The sequence below is a fragment of the Micromonospora sp. U21 genome (genome assembly GCF_018070045.1).
Taxonomy (GTDB): domain Bacteria; phylum Actinomycetota; class Actinomycetes; order Mycobacteriales; family Micromonosporaceae; genus Micromonospora.
Genome location: NZ_JAGPYK010000012.1, coordinates 1 through 18,457, shown reverse-complemented (window position 1 = coordinate 18,457; position 18,457 = coordinate 1). Strand labels below are relative to the sequence as shown.

Genomic DNA, 18,457 nt, shown 5'->3' with positions numbered 1-18,457 from the left:
CACCCGGCGGTGACCACGCGCACGCCGAGGATGGCTGTGAGCGCCGCCCCCGCCACGACGCCCGGTCGGCGGCGGTGGCGGCGCGGTACTAACCTCGGACCGGCGCGAGAGGAGATTGCCGCGATGCCGGAGCCCCAGCCGGGAGCAGGCCGTCCGGCCGACGGGAGCACCCCGGGCACGGAGCCGGACCGGGATCCGCGAGTCGCCGACGAGCCGACCTCCCGACCCGTACCGCCGGACCAGCCGGACCTCTCGGACCAGCCGGAAGCACCGCGCCGGCCGCAACCACCGGACCAGCCGGAGCCGCCGACCGACCAGGCCGGCGGCGCCGACGTGGCCGGTCCCGGTCCGGCGGACGAACCGCGCCCGAACGACGGACCCGCACCCGCCGGCCTGGCCGAATCCCCTACCGCCACGGCGGTCGACTCCCCTGCCACGGCGGCCGACTCCCCCGCCGTGGCGGCCGAATCCGCCGCCACCGCCGCGGTCCCCCCGCCCCGGTGGAGTGGATCCGCGCCGGTGCCGCCCCCGCTGCCGCGCAGGCGGGCCTGGGGCGAGTCGGCCGAGCCGACCCCACCGCCGGCCCTGCCCGACGAGCCGCCGGAGCACCGGACCCCGGTCGACCCGTGGGCCGGCGTGGACACCAGCGGCTGGGACCTGCCGCACGCCGAGCTGCCCCCGCTGCCCCCGACAATGCCCTACCCGGCGCCACCGGCGACCCGGCAGTGGTCCGGTCCGTCCGCTCCCCCGGTCGGTTCCCACCCGGTGTCGCCACCCGCCGCACCGGCACCGCCGCCGCTGCCCCCGCCGCCGGCGGCCCGGCCCACCCTGCCGGCCCGGCCCACCACGCCGGCCCGGCCGGTGTCACCGCCCGCGCCGCCGAAGCAGCGCCGGGGCCGACGATCCGCCGCGCCACCACCGGTGACGCCGCCGCCGGGCTGGCAGGCGCCCAAGGGGTACGTGCCGGTCCCGGTCCGCCGGCGACGCCGCTGGCCGTGGCTGTTGCTGCTCACGCTGGCCTGCTGCTGCGGCTGCCCGGCCTACTACGGGTTCCCGATTTCGGCGCAGTACCCGGCCCGGGCAGCGCTGCCCGAGCAGGTGGCCGACCTGAGCCTGCGCCAGGACGACGGCAGCGCCGAGACGGCTCGGCAGTTGGAGAACGAGGTACGCCAGGAGCACTGGCTGGCCGAGGACACCTTCGCCGGCGTCTACGCCACCGCGGACGGCAAGCGGGTGACCGTCTTCGGCGGCACCGGCATCCGGCTGACCCCCGAGGCGGACGCGGAGGCGGAGATCAGCCGGCTCAGCGAGCGCTACGCGCTGGACGCCCCGGAGACGGTGAAGACCGGCGTGCGGGGCCGGCACGAACGCTGCGCGGTCGGCCGGTCCGCCGACACCGACGTGGTGGTCTGCACCTCGGTCGATCACGGCAGCATCGCCACCGGGGTGTTCACCCGGCTCTCCGTCTCCGACAGCGCGGCCCTGCTGGACACCCTGCGCGGCCAGATCGTCCAGCCCAAGCAGAGCTGAGGACGAGGTCCGTCAGAGGTCGCGGGTCGGGTCCGGGTGGGCGCGCGGCGGAGCGTAGCGGGGTACGTACTCCTGACCGGTGAGCTTCTGGATCTCGCTCATCATCTCGTCGGTCATCTGCCGCAGCGAGGTGCGGTCATCCGGCCGGCCGGTGAAGTCCAGCGGCTTGCCGAACCGGACGGTGATCTTGGCGGCGCCGGGGCGGGGCACCCGGGCGCCGATCGGCTGGGCCTTGTCCGTGCCGATCATGCCGACCGGGATGATCGGCACACCGGCGGAGATCGCCAGCCGGGCCGCGCCGGTCCGCCCTCGGTAGAGCCTGCCGTCCGGTGAGCGGGTGCCCTCCGGGTAGACCACCACCAGATCGCCGCCCTTGAGCGCCGGGATGGCCGCGTCGAACGCGGACAGTGCCGCCCGCCCGCCGGCCCGCTCGACCGGGATCGCGCCCAGGCCGGTGAGGACGAACTTGGAGATCGCGCCCTTCACCCCGGTGCCCTTGAAGTACTCCGACTTCGCCCAGAACGCCAGGTGCCGGGGCACCACGGTGCCGAGGAACAGCTCATCGGCCACCGAGAGATGGTTGCCGGCGAAGACCGCGCCGCCGGTGTCCGGCACGTGTTCCAGCCCCTCCACGGTCGGGCGGAACGCCAACCGCAGCGTGGGCGCCACGGTGAGCTTGCCGATGGTGTAGAGCAGGGGCACTGGTCCTCCGGCAGATGAGGTGCGAACAGGCGGTGTCACGGTAGCGGACGCCGCCACACTTCCCGGACGGAGGTGGCGGGGTGCCCGCGCCCCGGCGATCCTCCGGTTAGGAAGGGGCCCTTCCTCTACATCAGGAGTTAAGAAGGGCCCCTTCCTCACACACGTGGGGTCATACCCGGCGCACGACGACCGTCACCCGGTCACCCTCGCCGACCTCGCCGGCGAAGCCCTCGAGGCCCTCGGCGAAGTCGACCGAGTCGGCCAGCACCTCCCCGGCGACGAAGTCGATGTACGCGGCCACCGCCGCGCGCACCTCCTCGGCGGCCGACACCGACACCACGATCCGGTCCGAGACGTCGAGGTCGGCGTCCCGGCGCGCCTGCTGCACCACCCGGACCACGTCGCGGGCCAGCCCTTCGGCGGCCAGCTCCGGGGTGACCTCGGTGTCCAGCACCACCACGCCCTCACCGCCGGGCAGCGGCGCTGAGTGCTCGGCGTCGGCGGCGACCAGGCGCAGCTCGTACTCGCCCTCGGCCAGGGTGACACCGGCGGCCATTGGGGGGCCGTCGACCAGTTCCCAGTCGCCCGCCTTGACCGCCTTGATCACCTGCTGGACCTGCTTGCCGACCCGCGGCCCGAGCGCCCGGGGCACCACGGTCAGCACCTGCTGGCAGTACGCGGACAGCTCCGCGCTGAACTCCACCGCCTTGACGTTGACCTCGTCGGCGACCAGGTCGGCGAACGGGCGCAGCTGCTCCGCCGCCGGTGAGGCCACGGTCAGCTTCGACAGCGGCAGCCGAACCCGCAGCCCCTTCGCCTTGCGCAGCGACAGCGCCGCCGAGGCGACCGCCCGGGTGGCGTCCATCGCGGCGACCAGCTCGTGGTCGGCCGGGAACCCGGTCGCCTCCGGCCAGTCGGTCAGGTGCACCGAGCGCTCCCCGGTCAGCCCGCGCCAGATCTCCTCCGCGGTCAGCGGCGCGAGCGGCGCCACCACCCGGCAGAGCGTCTCCAGCACCGTCCACAGGGTGTCGAAGGCGTTCGCGTCACCGGACCAGAACCGGTCCCGGGACCGACGCACGTACCAGTTGGTCAGCGCGTCCAGGTAGGACCGGACGGTGGCGCAGGCGCCGGAGATGTCGTACGCCTCCATCTGCGCCTGGACCGTCGACACCAACTCGTTCGTCTTCGCCAGCACGTACCGGTCGAGCAGGTGCGTCGAGTCGGTGCGGCGTCGCGCCTGGTGCCCGTCCGCGTTGGCGTAGAGCGAGAAGAAGTACCAGACGTTCCACAGCGGCAGCAGCACCTGCCGGACGGCGTCCCGGATGGCCGCCTCGGTGACCGCCATGTCGCCGCCGCGCAGCACCGGCGAGGACATCAGCATCCAGCGCATCGCGTCCGAGCCGTACGCGTCGAAGACGTGGTAGACGTCCGGGTAGTTGCGCAGGCTCTTGGACATCTTGCGCCCGTCCGAGCCGAGCAGGATGCCGTGGCTCAGGCAGTTGCGGAACGCCGGCCGGTCGAACAGCGCGGTGGCCAGCACGTGCATGGTGTAGAACCAGCCGCGGGTCTGCCCGATGTACTCGACGATGAAGTCACCCGGGTAGTGGTGCTCGAACCAGTCGGCGTTCTCGAACGGGTAGTGCACCTGGGCGAACGGCATCGAGCCGGACTCGAACCAGCAGTCCAGCACCTCCGGCACCCGGCGCATCATCGACCTGCCGGTCGGGTCGTCCGGGTTGGGGCGGACCAGCTCGTCCACCGCCGGCCGGTGCAGGTCGCTCAGGCGTACGCCGAAGTCCCGCTCGATGTCGTCCAGCGAGCCGTAGACGTCCAGTCGCGGGTAGTTCGGGTCGTCGGACTTCCAGGCCGGGATCGGCGAGCCCCAGAACCGGTTCCGGCTGATCGACCAGTCCCGGGCGTTGGCCAGCCACTTGCCGAACGAGCCGTCCTTGATGTGCCCCGGCGTCCAGTTGATCTGCTGGTTCAGCTCGACCATCCGGTCCCGGAAACGGGTCACCGCCACGAACCACGACGACACCGCCTTGTAGACCAGCGGGGTCTCGCAGCGCCAGCAGTGCGGGTACGAGTGGGTGTAGGTGTCCTGCTTGAGCACCACCCCCCGCTCCTTGAGCTCCCGGATCACCGGCTTGTTGACGTCGAAGACCTGCTCGCCCTGGTACGGCGGGACCAACGCGGTGAACCGGGTGTGGTCGTCCACCGTGACGATGGTGGGGATGCCGGCGGCGTTGCAGACGTTCTGGTCGTCCTCACCGAAGGCCGGTGCCAGGTGCACGATCCCGGTGCCGTCCTCGGTGGTGACGAACTCCGCGCCGAGCACCTGGTAGGCGTTGTCCCCGGCCTGCTCGACGAGGAAGTCGTACAGCGGGGTGTAGCGGCGCCCGACCAGGTCACGGCCGTACACCGTGCCGATCTGCTCGTACCCCTCCAGCTCCTTGGCGTACGCGGCCAGCCGCGCGGCGCCCACGACGAACCGGTCCCCACTGCGCCCGCTGTCGGGGGAACCCCGGTGCTCCAGCACCGCGTACTCGATGTCCGGGCCGACGGCGAGCGCCAGGTTGGACGGCAGGGTCCACGGCGTGGTGGTCCAGACGCCCAGCCTGACCGGCCCGCGCACCAGCTCCGGCGCGGACTCGTCGGGGGTCAGCCCGAACCACACGGACAGGGTCGGGTCGTGCCGGTTCCGGTAGACGTCGTCCATCCGGGTCTCGGTGTTCGACAGTGGCGTCTCGCAACGCCAGCAGTACGCCAGCACCCGGAAGCCCTCGTAGATCAGACCCTTGTCGTGCAGGGTCTTGAAGGCCCACATGACGCTTTCCATGTAGTCCAGGTCGAGGGTCTTGTAGTCGTTGGTGAAGTCGACCCAGCGGGCCTGCCGGTTGATGTACCGCTCCCAGTCCTGGGTGAACTCCAGCACCGAGGTGTGGCAGACCTCGTTGAACCGGGCCACACCCAGGTCGATGATCTCCGCCTTGCTGGTGATGCCGAGCTGCTTCTCGGCCACCACCTCGGCGGGCAGGCCGTGGCAGTCCCAACCGAAGCGCCGCTCGACGTGCCGACCGCGCATGGTCTGGTAGCGCGGCACCACGTCCTTGACGTAGCCGGTGAAGAGGTGGCCGTAGTGCGGCAGGCCGTTGGCGAACGGCGGGCCGTCGTAGAAGACGTACTCGTTCTTGCCGTCGTCACCGGCCGGGCGGGCCTGCACCGACGCCTCGAAGGTCTTGTCGGCCGTCCAGTGCTCCAGCACCCGGCGCTCGACCGCGGGCAGGTCCGGGCTCGCCGGGACACCGGCGGCGGTCGGGTCGTGCAACGGATAGGCCATCGGGGGGTCGCTCTCCTCGCAGCTCACTCATCGGTGGGTCTGCGAGGACGAACCGACCGGGGTACGCCTCGACGACGCTCCCCGGGTGGCCCGCGGTACCACCCCGCTTGGCGGTCAGGATCGACCGCCCGCTCATTGGCCGGCTGTGACGGGCCGGACCCGTCCGGTTCTACTGGGCCGGTTGCCCGGCTGTTCTTCCGGAGGCTCACCGGTGATGGCCGGGTCATCGCCTTACGGTGCTCAACGATACTCGACCCGCCCACCGCCCCGCCGCCGAGTAATGACGCGCAAGGAAGGGCCCCTTATCAACGCCTCGTGTTGTACAAGGGTCCCTTCCTGACATTCGGGGGCGTCCCGCCACCGGACTAGGCTCACCGCGTGATCCGGATCGAGCTGGACGAGCCGACGCTGGCCCGCACCCGGATCGCGACCAGCCCGCTCTGGGAGGCCAAGTGCAGCCTCTATCTGCTCGACCGGTACCCGGACGAGGCGCCCTGGCCATACACGGGCTGGGCTCGGCACGCCCACCGGGTGCTCGCCGAACTGCCCGGGGCCGCCCCGGCCAGGCTCTACTCGGCGACCGGCTCCTGGTACCCGGATTTCCTGGGTCCGGTGCCGCCCAACGCGAGCCCGACCATCGCCGAGGAGTTGGCCGTGCTCCGGGCGACGCCGGCCTCGGTGATCGCCGAGCAGATCCCCCGCTACCACCGTCCCGACGACCTGCCGGGTTGGTTGCGTCCGTTCCTCACCGACCGGCAGGCGGCCCTGGACCGGCTCGCCGACGGCCTCCAGGCGTACTGGGACGCGGCGATCGCGCCGTGGTGGCCGGCGATGCGGGCGGCGCTGGACGAGGAGGTGCTGCACCGGGCACGGGCGCTCGCCGCGCACGGCCCGGACGCGCTGCTGGCCGACCTGCATGAGCGGGTGCGCTGGGAACGGCCGACGCTGACCCTGGTCAAGCCGTCCGAGGGGCAGTTCACCGCGGTCGACCAGAGGCTGCTGCTGATCCCGTTGATCTTCTCCCGAGGAGCGCTCACCTTCTCCACCGATCACCCGGAGATCCTCGCGGTCTCGTACCAGGCGCGGGGCTCGGTCCTGCTGGCCGACCGACCGACCGCCGACAGGCCCGCGGCGGATTCGGCGACCGACCGGCTGGCGGTGCTGGTCGGTCGGGGGCGCGCCCAGGTGCTGCGGGCGCTGACCCGACCGGCGACCACCGCCGGCCTCGCCGCGACCCTCGGGCTGGCGCCGAGCACCGTCTCGGAGCAGCTCTCCGCGCTGCTCACCGCGGGCGTGGTGCACCGCCGCCGGGTCGGCCGGCGGGTGCTGTACGGCCTGGAGCCGGCCGGCGTGGCCCTGGTGCAGTTGGTCGGCGACGAGCCGGTCACCGTTCCGGCCTGAACATTCGGGCCGTTCCGAATCCGTTTCCGAACCGCCCCGGCCACTCCTAGCCTCCGGGCATGAGCGAACACGCGATCGAGGCGGTCGGGCTGCGCCGCACGTACCGCAGCCGGACCGGATGGTTACGACCACAGCGCCGGGAGGTGGAGGCGGTCCGCGGCGTCGACCTGACGGTCGACAACGGGGAGCTGTTCGGCCTGCTCGGGCCGAACGGCGCTGGCAAGACCACCACGATCAAGCTGCTGAACACGCTGCTCATCCCGACCGCCGGCGAGGCCCGGATCTGCGGCTTCGACGTGGTCCGGCAGACCCGGGAGGTACGCCGGCGGATCGGGTACGTCTTCGGCGGTGACCGGGGGCTCTACGACCGGCTCTCCGCGCGGGACAACCTGCGCTACTTCGCCGAGCTGTACGGCGTGCCCGGGCGGGAGCAGAAGCGGCGGATCGCCGAGCTGCTCGACCTGGTACGGCTGACCGGTCGGGAGAGCGACCGGGTGGAGGGTTACTCCCGGGGCATGCGGCAGCGGCTGCACATCGCCCGGGGCCTGCTGCACCGACCGCGGGTGCTCTTCCTCGACGAGCCGTCGATCGGGGTGGACCCGGTGGCGGCCCGGGAGCTGCGCCAGACCGTGGCCGACCTCGCCGCCACCGGCACCACCGTGCTGCTCACCACGCACTACATGGCCGAGGCGGACGAGCTGTGCGGCCGGATCGCGGTGATCGCGAACGGCACGATCCAGGCCCTCGGCACTCCCGCCGAGCTGCGGCACCACGCCGACGGCCGGCAGGTGCTTGAGGTGGAGGCGTACGGGGTGGGTGACGCCAAGCTCGCCGTGATCCACGCTCTGCCGGGGGTGCGCGAGGCGAGCGTGGTCGTCACCGGTGCGGCGCAGGTGCTGACCGTGCAGTCCGACGCGGGGGTGGACGTGCAGGCGGACGTGTTGCGCGCGCTGGACGGGGTCCGGCTGGGCCGGGTCACCGCCCGGCAGCCCACCCTGGAGGACGCGTACGTGGCGATCGTGAACCGGGTCGACGCGCAGGCTCGCCCGGTGGAGGCGGTGGCGGCGTGAGGACGTTGCGGATGATCGCGGTCGGGGCGCTGCTGCACGCCAAGCAGCTCAGCCGGTCGCCGTTCGAGATCGCCACCGCCCTGATCGTGCCGGTGGTGCAGGCGACGCTGGCCGTCTACCTGTTTCGGGCCGGCGGCGAGCCGGGCCGGCTGCTGGAGGCCGCGGTCGGGGCGGGGCTGATGGGCGTCTGGTCGTCGGTGCTGTTCGGTTCGGGTGGCGCCATCCAGAACCAGCGTTGGCAGGGCACCCTGGAGATGATCATGTTGGCACCCCGGCCGCCGGCGCTGGTGGTGCTGCCGATCACGCTGGCCACCGCCCTCACCGGCACGTACGCCATGCTCGCCACGCTGGCCTGGGGCCGGCTGCTGTACGGCATCCCGCTGACCTTCGCCGACCCGCTGGCGTTCGCGGTCGCGGTACCCGGCTGCATCATCGGGCTCGGCATGTTCGGGCTGTTGCTCGCCTCCACGTTCGTGCTGCTGCGCAACGCCAACGCGCTGACCAACACGCTGGAGTACCCGATCTGGCTGGTCTCCGGGATGCTCGTGCCGATCACCGCGTTGCCTGGCTGGACCGGCCCGATCGCGGCCGTGCTGCCCACCACCTGGGGAGCGCGGGCGGTCCGCGAGGCGACCACCGGCAGCGGGCCCACCTGGCCGTCGCTCGGCATCTGCCTGGCGATCAGCCTGGCGTGCCTGGCGCTCGGCGCGATCATGATGACCCACGTCGAGCGGCGGGCCCGCGCGGCGGCCACCCTCGCCCTGGCCTGAGGAGGCGACGATGCCCGCACTGCCCCGCCTGATCGGCACCGGTGGCGTGATCGCCTACCGTGCCCTGTTCAACTGGACCACCCCGGCGATGTTCGTCGGCACGCTGCTCGTCGGCCCGCTGTTCCAGCTGCTGTTCTTCGCCTACCTGGGCCGGCAGCTCGGGGTCGCCGACGACGGCTTCTACATCACCGGCAACGCGGTGCTGGCGGCCTCGCTGGCCTGCGTGTTCGGCGGCACCATGGCGGTGTCCAACGAACGGCGCTTCGGCACGCTCGGGCACGTGCTGCTCTCGCCGCGCAGCCGCACCGCGGTCTTCCTCGGCCGGGTCCTGCCGTACGCCGCGAACGGCCTGCTGATCGCGGTGACCACACTGACCGCGGCGTCGCTGCTGCTCGGCCTACGGGTGCCGGTCGACGCGCTGCCGGGACTGCTGCTGGTCCTGGCGGTCGCGGCGCTCGCCTGTGGTTTCTTCGGCCTGACCCTGGGCGCGATCGGGCTGCGGTTCCGCGACGTCTGGTTGGTCTCCAACGTCTCGGTGGCGCTGCTGCTCCTGCTCACCGGGGTCAACGTGCCCGCCGCCAGGCTGCCGGCCTGGATGCGCGTCACCGGCGAGCTGCTGCCGGTCACCCACGCCGCCGAGGCCGCCCGCCGGCTGGTCGCCGGCGAGGGCTTCCAAGCCGCCGCACCCCAACTCGCCGCCGAACTCGCCATCGCCGTCGGCTACGCGGTCCTCGCCGCCACCCTGCTCAAGCTCTTCGAAGCCGAGTCCCGCCGTCGCGCCTCCCTCGACACCCTCTGACCCGCAGGTTGATCCCCCTTCTACCCACGACCGTCGGCATGACCGGAGTCACAGCCACGGCTGTCACGGCATGCCCCGGCCCATCCGTCGTACGGGTGTCGAAACCGATCAGGGGAGGTAGTCGTGCAGCGGATGAATCCCGGCGAGGTGGCGCCGAAGGCGTACCAGGCCGTCATGGGACTGGAGAAGTACGTCCAGTCGAACGTCGACCACACCGTGCTGGAGCTGGTCAAGCTGCGGGCGTCGATGATCAACGGGTGCGCGTACTGCGTGGACATGCACAGCCGGGACGCGCTCGCCAACGGCGAGTCGAGCCGGCGACTGTTCGCGGTCGCCACCTGGCGGGAGTCGACGTTCTTTGACGAGCGGGAGCGGGCCGCACTGGATCTCACCGACGCGGTCACCCGGCTCGGCGAGCACGGGGTGCCGGATGAGGTGTGGGACACCGCCGCGAAGGTCTGGTCGGAGAAGGAACTGGCCGACCTCGTTCTCGCGATTGCCACAATCAACGTGTGGAATCGGATCGCGGTGACCATGCGGTTAGAGCCTCCGGCCCAGGTGTGACGACCGAGGCGGCAGAGGCGGCCGGTGCGCTCCAGACGCACCGGCCGATGCTGCTCGGGCTCGCCTACCGCCTGCTCGGCAGCCGGCACGACGCGGAGGACGTGCTCCAGGAGGCGTACCTGCGCTGGCTGGCGGTGGACCGCGCACGGGTCGACGAGCCGCGCCGGTACCTGTCCCGGGTGGTCACCCGGTTGGCCCTGGACCGGCTGCGCGCCCGGCAGGCGGCCCGCGAGACGTACGTCGGGACGTGGCTGCCCGAGCCGGTGCCGACCGCGCCCTCGCCGTTCGGACCGTTGGACCGGGTGGAGCTACGCGACTCGCTCTCCACCGCGTTGCTGCACGTTCTGGAGCGGCTCACCCCCCCGGAGCGGGCGGTGTACGTCCTGCACACGGCCTTCGACCTGCCGTACGCGGAGATCGCCGAGATCCTGGACCGGTCCGCCGCCGACTGTCGGCAGCTGTATCACCGGGCGACCGCGCGGGTACGCCAGGAGCAGCGCCGGTTCACCGCCAGCCGCCCGGAGCGGGAGCGGCTGCTGGACGCGTTCCTCGCCGCCGCCCGCGACGGTGACCTGGCGAGGCTCACCGACCTGGTGGCCGCCGACGCCACCGCGTGGAACGACGGCGGTGGCCGGGTGCCGGCGGCCCTCAACCCGGTCACCGGCGCGGACCGGATCGCCCGGTTCTACGCCGGGGTCTACGGCCCGCGTCGCCCGATGACCGCGGATCCGATCGAGCTCAACGGGGAACCCGCGATGCTGATCACCCGCGCGGACGGCAGTCGGTACACGCTGACCATCGCCGCGGCCGACGGACGGATCACCGGGATCTACGTGGTCGGCAACCCGGCGAAGGTGCCGGCGGTCGGCTGAACCCGGGCGTCGTCGGTCGACCCCGGGCCGGTGGGCGTCAGCCCAACTCGGGGAACCAGAGCGCGATCTCGCGCTTGGCGCTGTCCGGCGAGTCGGAGGCGTGCACCAGGTTCTCCCGGTTGGACAGCGACAGGTCACCCCGGATGGTGCCGGCGGCGGCCTTGCGCCCGTCGGTCGCGCCGACCAGCCCGCGAACCACGTCGATGACCTGGTCGCCGGAGAGCACCAGGGCGACCAGCGGACCGCCGGTCATGAAGTCCTTCAGCGGCGGGTAGAACGCCTTGTCGACGTGCTCGGCGTAGTGCTCGTCGGCGAGCGCGGCGTCCATCGTCCGGTGCACCATCGCGTCGATCCGCAGCCCCTTGCGCTCGAAGCGGGAGAGGACCTCGCCGACCAGGCCGCGGCGGACCGCGTCGGGCTTGATCAGAACGAGGCTGCGCTCATCCGGGCTGTTGCTGGACACGCTGGGTTCCTCCTGTACGCGCTGAACGCTCGGGATCGGTACGGTCAGCCTAGCGACCCGGTCCCGGCGCCGGCGCGGCGGCCGGTCTTTCCTCCGGTGGCCGATCCGGCCTAGCCTGGCCCTGACCCCGGGAGGTCCACTGTGGCGAATGGCGGGAACCGACCCATCGCGCCGGTACGCAAGTTGATCGGCACGGTGCTGGGCACCGTGGCCACGTTCGTCGTCCTCTTCGGGCTGGGCATGACCAGCTGGGCCATCGTGGCGCTCGGGGTCGCCCTGCTGGTGCTGGCGATCGCGCTGGCGACCGTGCGCGGCGGTGGGCGCACCTGGGTCGTCGGCGTCGGGCACGTGCACAGCGCCTCCGAGCCACCCACCCAGTACGCGTTCGGCCGTTGTGAGCTGCAACTGGTGATCGACGCCCCCGGCCTGCCGCCCCGGTCCAAGAAGATCATCGAGCCGCGGGTGCCGGTCGCCAAGTGGCCGTCGCTGGGCCAGACCCTGCCGATCCGGGTCGCGCTGGACGATCAGCGGCACGTCAAGGTCCTCTGGGACGACGTGGCCACCCACGCCGAGACCGCCGCGGCCGTCGCCGACCTGCCACCCGAGTTCGCCGACGCCGAGCCCCTGGACGAGATGCTGATCCAGCAGGACGCCCCGCCGTGGGCCGACCGCGGGCCAGACGACGACTTCCGCGACCCCCTCGGCGACCCGTTCCGCGACGCACCCGGGCCCGAGCCGCTCCGTGACGACCTGGACGTCGCGCCCCCCGAGGAACGCGAGCCGGTGGTGGTGCACCAGAGCCCCGGCGGCCCGGTGGTGTTGGAGGGTGTCGTGGTCGAGCAGCCGGCCGGCGGCCAGTCGGCCGGCGGCGGGCTGCCCCGGCGGGCCACCCCCGCGCCGCGTCCGCCCGCCGAGGAGCGCTTCGACCAGCCGGAGGACGACCAACCCGCCCCACCCGCCGAGGACCGCTTCGACCCGCCCACCGCACAGCGCTTCGACCCACCTCCCGCGCAGCGATCCGCTCCGGGCATGACAGACCCGCTGGACCCGCTCGACCTGCCGCTGGACGATCCCACCCCGCCGGGCGCCGCGCGCGAGACCGTCACCGCCGAGGAGCTGGACGAGGCGATCTTCGGGTACGACACGGAGGCCGCCGCCGATCCGGCCGCCCCGATCAGCGGAGTGGGCCTCACGCTGCTGGTCACCGACCTGGCCCGGTCGCTCGAGTTCTACCGCGATGTGCTCGGCTTCAGCGAGGTCGACCAGGGCGCCGGCAACGCGGTGCTCGCCTCCGGCACGACCCGCCTGGTGCTGCGCGAGGTGACCGGGGCCGCGCCGATCAGCCGGCGGCTGGTGCACGTCAACCTCGAGGTGGACGACATCGAGGCGGCGTACGGGCGGCTGCGCGGGTCGGGTGTCCGCTTCACGTACGCGCCCCGGATCGTCAACCGGGGCACCAGGCTGGAGGTGTGGGCGGCGGCGTTCCGCGACCCGGACGGCCACGGCATCGCCCTCACCCAGTGGCGCGAACGCGCCGACGCCTGACCGCGAACGCGGCCATCCGGGTCGGCGTCAGCCGAGGATGACCCGGCGGACGTGCAGCGCGTACACCCAGACCAGGGCGAAGATGACACCCAGCGCGAACAGGGACCAGTGCAGCAGGCCGGCCAGCATCAGCAGGCCCTGGAGCGCGGTGCCGGCGTGCCAGGCCCACGGGCGGCGCATCACGCCGGCGAGCAGGATGGCGACCACCGCCAGGGCCACCACCACGGCGATCGCGGCCCCGCCCAGGTCGCCGCCGACCACGCGGATCGGCTGGATGGCCAGCACCAGCACCAACGCCTCCAGGCTGAGGGTCCCGGCGCCCAGGCCCCGTACCGCCCGCTCCGGGTTGCGCAGCCCGGACCGCCGGGCCTGCCCGACCGCGGGCTCCTCGCCCGGCGACCCGGCCGTGAGCTGATCGGTCGGCGAAGCGACCGCGGGCTGGTCGGCCGGGGACCCCTCGGCGGGTTGGTCGGTCGGCGACCCGGCGGTGGGCTGGTCCGCCGGTGGGTGCTCGGCGGTGCGGCGGTCCCGCTCGGGGCCGGTCATCGCTTCAGCAGCCGACGGGCGTCGGCCACCGTCACCACCGATCCCGTGACCAGCACCCCGACTCCGCTGAGCTCACCCGGGACGTCCTCCTCGGCCAGTGCCACCGCCGTCTCGATCGCATCCGGCATCTCCTCGGCCACCTCGACCCGCTCCTCACCGAAGATCTCGACGGCCAGCGCGGCGAGTTCCGCCGTCGGCATCGCCCGCGGCGAACTGTTGCGGGTGACCACCACCAGGTCCACGACCGGCTCCAGCAGCTCCAGCAGGCCGGGCGCGTCCTTGTCGGCGAGCACGCCGACCACCGCCACCAGCTTGCTGAACGCGAACTCCTCCTGCAGCGCGGTCACCGTGGCCGCCATGCCGTGCGGGTTGTGCGCGCCGTCCAGCAGGATCGTCGGGGCGTTGCGTACCCGCTCCAGCCGGCCCGGAGAGCTGGCCGTCGCGAAGCCCTCCCGGACCGCCTCGACATCCAACTGCCGCGTGGTCCCGGCACCCAGGAACGCCTCCACCGCGGCGAGCGCCACCGCGGCGTTCTGCGCCTGGTGCGCGCCGTGCAGCGGAATGAACACCTCGTCGTAGACGCCGCCCAGGCCCTGCAGGCTGAGCACCTGCCCACCGACCGCGATCTCCCGGCGCAGTACGCCGAACTCGGCGCCCTCCCGGGCGATGGTGGCCCCGACCTCGGCGCAGCGTTCGAGGAGCGGACCCGCCGCCTCCTCCTCCTGCGCCGCCGCGATCACGGTGGCGCCCGGGTGGATGATGCCGGCCTTGGCGAGCGCGATGTCCTGAAGCGTGTCGCCGAGCCACTCGGTGTGGTCCAACGCGATCGGGGTGATCACGCAGACCCCGGCCTGAATGACGTTGGTGGCGTCCTCGGCGCCGCCGAGGCCCACCTCGACCACCGCGATGTCGACCGGCGCGTCGGCGAACGTGGCGAACGCCAGCGCGGTGGTCATGTCGAAGTACGTGAGCGGCTCGTCCGACCGCGCGTCGACCAGCTCGGCCAGCGGCCGGATCTCCCGGTACACCGCGGCGAACCGCTCCTCGCTGACCGTCTCGCCGTCCAGGCTGATCCGCTCCCGGACGGTTTCCAGGTGCGGGCTGGTGTACCGGCCGGTGTGCAGCCCGAACGCCCGGAGCAGCGAGTCGATCATTCGTGCGGTGGAGGTCTTGCCGTTGGTGCCGGTCAGGTGGATCGCGGGGTACGCCCGCTGAGGGCTGCCGAGCAGGTCGAGCAGAGACTCGATCCGGTCCAGCTCGAAGACCATGCGGGTGAAGCCGCGAGCGGCCAGTTCGGCCTCGACGGCGGCGAAATCGGAACGGTCGGTCACGAGGGAAGCGTCTCCAGAGCAGCGTCGATCCGGACCAGGTCGGCCTCGGCGGTGGCCAGCCGATCGCGGATCTTCGCGACGACGGGCTCAGGGGCCTTGCCGATGAAGGCCGGGTTGTCGAGCTTCGCCCGGGCCTGCGCGACCTCCTTCTCGGCGGCGGCGCGGTCCTTGGTCAGCCGGGCCCGCTCGGCGGCCACGTCGATCGACCCCCGGGTGTCCAACGCGACAGCGACCGCCCCGGGCATGGCCAGCGTGGCGCTGGACTGGAAGTCCTCCCCGGCCGGGTCCAGCCGCACCAGAGAGCGGATCAGCGGCTCGTGGGCCGCGATGCCGGCGCCGGTGAGCCCGTCCAGCCGGGCGGCCACCCGCTGGCTCGGGCGCAGCCCCTGGTCGGAACGGAACCGACGGATCTCGGTGACCACCCGCTGCACGCTGGCCAGCTCCGCCTCGGCGGCGTCGTCGATCAGCGCACGGTCGGCCACCGGCCAGGCGGCGGTCTGCACCGTCTCGCCGCCGGTCAGCGCGAGCCACAGTTCCTCGGTGACGAACGGGATGACCGGGTGCAGCAGCCGCAGCAGCTGGTCCAGCACGTGCCCGAGCACCCGGCGGGTGGTGTCCGCCCGCTCGCCGCCCTCGGCGAGCACCGGCTTGCTCAGCTCGACGTACCAGTCGCAGACGTCGTCCCAGGCGAAGTGGTAGAGCAGGTCGCACACCTTGGCGAACTCGTACGACTCGAACTGCTCGTCCACCTCGGCGGTGACGTGCGACAGCCGGGACAGGATCCACCGGTCGACGGTGGAGAGCTGCTCGGCGGCCGGCAGGTCGCCCGTGGTGTGCGCCCCGTTCATCAGCGCGAACCGGGTGGCGTTCCAGAGCTTGTTGCAGAAGTTGCGCGAGCCCTGGCACCAGTCCTCGCTGACCGGCACGTCCTGACCGGGGTTGCCGCCCCGGGCCACGGTGAACCGGGTGGCGTCGGCTCCGTACCGGTCGATCCAGTCCAGCGGGTCGACCACGTTGCCGAACGACTTCGACATCTTCTTGCCGAACTGGTCGCGAACCATGCCGTGCAGGGCGACCACGTCGAAGGGCGGCCGGCCGTCCATCGCGTAGAGGCCGAACATCATCATCCGGGCGACCCAGAAGAACAGGATGTCGTACCCGGTGACCAGCACGCTGGTCGGGTAGAACTTCGCCAGCTCCGGGGTCTGCTCGGGCCAGCCGAGCGTGGAGAAGGGCCACAGGCCGCTGGAGAACCAGGTGTCGAGGACATCCTCGTCCTGGTGCCAGCCCTCGCCGGTCGGCGGCGCCTCGTCGGGGCCGACGCAGACGATCTCGCCCGCCGGGCCGTACCAGACCGGGATGCGGTGCCCCCACCAGAGCTGGCGGGAGATGCACCAGTCATGCATGTTGTCGACCCAGGCGAAGTAGCGCTTGGCCAACTCGGCCGGCTCAATCCGGACCCGGCCGTCGCGCACCGCGTCACCGGCGGCCTGGGCCAGCGGGGCGGTGTTGACGAACCACTGCAACGACAGCCGCGGCTCGACCGTCGTACGGCAGCGCGAGCAGTGCCCGACCGCGTGCACGTACGGCCGTTTCTCGGCGACGATCCGCCCCTGTTCCCGCAGGGCGGCGACGATCGCCGGTCGCGCCTCGAACCGGTCCAGCCCCTCGAACGGTCCGGGCACGGTGATCACACCGCGCTCGTCCATCACGGTCAGCGCGGGCAGGTCGTGCCGCTGGCCGATCTCGAAGTCGTTCGGGTCGTGCGCCGGGGTCACCTTCACCATGCCGGTGCCGAACGACGGGTCGACGTGCGCGTCGGCGACGATCGGAATGCGGCGCCCGGTCAGCGGCAGCTCGACCTCGGTGCCGATGAGGTGCTGGTAGCGCTCGTCGTCCGGGTGCACCGCCACGGCGGTGTCGCCCAGCATCGTCTCGACCCGGGTGGTGGCCACCACGACCTCGTCGCTGTACCGGATGGAGATCAGCTCACCGTCGTCGTCGGTGTGCTCGACCTCGATGTCGGAGAGCGCGGTCAGGCAGCGCGGGCACCAGTTGATGATCCGGTTGGCCCGGTAGATGAGGTTGTCGTCGTACAGCTTCTTGAAGATCGTCTGGACGGCCCGGGACAGGCCCTCGTCCATGGTGAAGCGCTCACGGTCCCAGTCGACGGAGTCGCCGAGGCGGCGCATCTGGCCGAGGATGGCACCACCGGACTCGGCCTTCCACTGCCAGACCCGCTCGACGAACTTCTCCCGGCCCAGGTCGTGCCGGGACAGCCCCTGGGCGGCGAGCTGCCGCTCGACGACGTTCTGGGTGGCGATGCCGGCGTGGTCCATCCCGGGCAGCCACAGCGCCTCGAAGCCCTGCATCCGCTTCCGCCGCACCAGGGCGTCCTGCACTGTGTGGTCCAGGGCGTGGCCCATGTGCAGAGAGCCGGTGACGTTCGGCGGCGGGATGACGATGGTGAACGGAGGCTTGTCGCTGTCGGCGGAGGCCCGGAAGTGCCCGGCGGCTACCCACTGCTCGTACCGTCGCTGCTCTACCTCGGCGGGCTGGTACTGGCCGGCCAGGGTCGGGACGTCGGGGCGTCGGGCATCGAGTCTGTCGGTCACCCGTGAAAGTCTACGGAGGGCTTCCGCGGACCCGACGTGCGCCACCTACCATTCGCGTACGGTGTCGGCTATGTCCGACGCACATCTCACTGAGCGCCCGCTCGACGACGGTCGCGAGCCGGTGGAGCTGACCGAGGAGCCGATCCAGCTGAGCACCCGGGACCCGGGGGGTGACCCCGACGAGCCACGTGGTGGGTGGTCCCGGCGGCGCCGGATCGGCTGGGCGGTCGCGCTGGTCGTCGGCCTGGCCGGTGCGGGCGTGCTGGGCGCCGGCGGGTGGCGGGTCGTGCAGCAGAAGGACACCCGGCTGACCTCGCCGGACCAGGTGGCCGGCCTGACCCGGGACGACAGCGAACGCGCGAAGAGCACGGCGGACTACCTGCGCAGCGGCCTGGCCGCCGACATCGAGCTGGACCGCAGTTTCGGCACGGTCTACCGCGATCCGGCCGACGACAAGCGGTCGGTGCTGATCTTCGGGGGCACCACCCTGCTCTGGCAGCCGGAGCGGGACCTGGACAGCCTCTTCGGCTTGATGTCCGACGAGACCGGCAAGGTGACCGGCCTGCGCGAGGTGTCCGCGGGCGAACTGGGCGGCGTGATGAAGTGCGGCAACACCAGCGGCGAGGGCGGCGATTTCGCCGTGTGCGGCTGGGCGGACCACGGCAGCGTGGTGATGGCGATGTTCCCGGGGCGGTCGGTCACCGACGCCGGGGGCCTGTTCCGCACCCTGCGCGGCGGCATGCAGACCCGGGACTGAAGCCGGAGCGGCGTCCACCCGGGCGCCGGTTCTGGGTGCCGAAATGCGTCAGGGCCACCCCATTTCTGGGGTGGCCCTGACGAATGTTTGTCCGGCGGCGTCCTACTCTCCCACACCCTCACGAGTGCAGTACCATCGGCGCTGGAGGGCTT

At 72.4% G+C, this 18,457-nt stretch carries 15 protein-coding genes; 9 read left to right on the top strand and 6 right to left on the bottom strand.

Annotation, left to right across the window (positions count from 1 at the left end; all coding sequences use genetic code 11):
* Positions 1-456: 456 nt before the first annotated feature.
* A complete protein-coding gene (locus KBX63_RS35265) occupies positions 457-1,530 on the top strand; it encodes a hypothetical protein (RefSeq protein WP_374102239.1) in 1,074 nt (357 codons plus the stop codon).
* A gap of 12 nt (positions 1,531-1,542) precedes the next feature.
* On the opposite strand, the gene KBX63_RS17445 is transcribed toward KBX63_RS35265, so the two are convergent.
* Both KBX63_RS17445 and ileS read right to left on the bottom strand, forming a co-directional pair.
* Positions 1,543-2,232, bottom strand: a complete 690-nt coding sequence (locus KBX63_RS17445; RefSeq protein WP_210912297.1) for a 1-acyl-sn-glycerol-3-phosphate acyltransferase — start codon at positions 2,230-2,232, stop codon at positions 1,543-1,545.
* A gap of 169 nt (positions 2,233-2,401) precedes the next feature.
* Positions 2,402-5,572, bottom strand: a complete 3,171-nt coding sequence (gene ileS, locus KBX63_RS17440) for an isoleucine--tRNA ligase (RefSeq protein WP_210912296.1) — start codon at positions 5,570-5,572, stop codon at positions 2,402-2,404.
* Between the two features lie 378 nt (positions 5,573-5,950).
* On the opposite strand from ileS, the gene KBX63_RS36425 reads away from it, so the two are divergent.
* From KBX63_RS36425 to sigJ, 6 genes are all read left to right on the top strand, one after another.
* A complete protein-coding gene (locus KBX63_RS36425; protein ID WP_210912295.1) occupies positions 5,951-6,973 on the top strand; it encodes an ArsR family transcriptional regulator in 1,023 nt (340 codons plus the stop codon).
* Between the two features lie 59 nt (positions 6,974-7,032).
* Positions 7,033-8,043 carry an ABC transporter ATP-binding protein gene (locus tag KBX63_RS17430; RefSeq protein WP_210912294.1) on the top strand — a complete coding sequence of 337 codons (1,011 nt, stop codon included), beginning with the start codon at positions 7,033-7,035 and terminating at the stop codon, positions 8,041-8,043.
* An 11-nt stretch (positions 8,044-8,054) separates the two neighbouring features.
* Positions 8,055-8,813: an ABC transporter permease gene (locus KBX63_RS17425; protein WP_210912293.1), complete on the top strand. Its 759-nt coding sequence runs from the start codon at positions 8,055-8,057 to the stop codon at positions 8,811-8,813.
* Between the two features lie 10 nt (positions 8,814-8,823).
* Positions 8,824-9,612 (top strand): ABC transporter permease, encoded by a 789-nt coding sequence (locus tag KBX63_RS17420; RefSeq protein WP_210912292.1) that lies wholly within the window; start codon positions 8,824-8,826, stop codon positions 9,610-9,612.
* A 132-nt stretch (positions 9,613-9,744) separates the two neighbouring features.
* Complete coding sequence (locus KBX63_RS17415) at positions 9,745-10,176, top strand: carboxymuconolactone decarboxylase family protein (protein WP_210912423.1); 432 nt, start codon at positions 9,745-9,747, stop codon at positions 10,174-10,176.
* Positions 10,173-11,048 (top strand): RNA polymerase sigma factor SigJ, encoded by an 876-nt coding sequence (gene sigJ / locus KBX63_RS17410; protein ID WP_210912291.1) that lies wholly within the window; start codon positions 10,173-10,175, stop codon positions 11,046-11,048. The genes KBX63_RS17415 and sigJ overlap by 4 nt, the downstream gene beginning before the upstream one ends.
* A gap of 37 nt (positions 11,049-11,085) precedes the next feature.
* On the opposite strand, the gene ndk is transcribed toward sigJ, so the two are convergent.
* Complete coding sequence (ndk, locus tag KBX63_RS17405; RefSeq protein WP_074313773.1) at positions 11,086-11,511, bottom strand: nucleoside-diphosphate kinase; 426 nt, start codon at positions 11,509-11,511, stop codon at positions 11,086-11,088.
* A 141-nt stretch (positions 11,512-11,652) separates the two neighbouring features.
* Between ndk and KBX63_RS17400 the strand changes: the two genes are divergently transcribed.
* On the top strand, positions 11,653-13,056 hold the full coding sequence (locus KBX63_RS17400) for a VOC family protein (RefSeq protein ID WP_210912290.1): 1,404 nt from the start codon (positions 11,653-11,655) through the stop codon (positions 13,054-13,056).
* Between the two features lie 27 nt (positions 13,057-13,083).
* On the opposite strand, the gene KBX63_RS35255 is transcribed toward KBX63_RS17400, so the two are convergent.
* Genes KBX63_RS35255 through KBX63_RS17385 form a run of 3 tightly spaced genes read right to left on the bottom strand, consistent with a single transcriptional unit; the run spans position 13,084 to position 17,548 of the window.
* Positions 13,084-13,602 (bottom strand): DUF4233 domain-containing protein, encoded by a 519-nt coding sequence (locus KBX63_RS35255; RefSeq protein WP_247662569.1) that lies wholly within the window; start codon positions 13,600-13,602, stop codon positions 13,084-13,086.
* Positions 13,599-14,933, bottom strand: coding sequence for a folylpolyglutamate synthase/dihydrofolate synthase family protein (locus KBX63_RS17390; protein WP_210912289.1), 1,335 nt, complete (start codon positions 14,931-14,933; stop codon positions 13,599-13,601). The genes KBX63_RS35255 and KBX63_RS17390 overlap by 4 nt, the downstream gene beginning before the upstream one ends.
* Positions 14,930-17,548, bottom strand: a complete 2,619-nt coding sequence (locus KBX63_RS17385; protein WP_210912288.1) for a valine--tRNA ligase — start codon at positions 17,546-17,548, stop codon at positions 14,930-14,932. The genes KBX63_RS17390 and KBX63_RS17385 overlap by 4 nt, the downstream gene beginning before the upstream one ends.
* Positions 17,549-17,618: 70 nt before the next feature.
* Between KBX63_RS17385 and KBX63_RS17380 the strand changes: the two genes are divergently transcribed.
* The gene (locus KBX63_RS17380; RefSeq protein WP_210912287.1) at positions 17,619-18,305 is read left to right on the top strand and encodes a hypothetical protein; all 687 of its coding nucleotides are present in this window, start codon (positions 17,619-17,621) and stop codon (positions 18,303-18,305) included.
* The last annotated feature ends 152 nt before the right edge of the window (positions 18,306-18,457 follow it).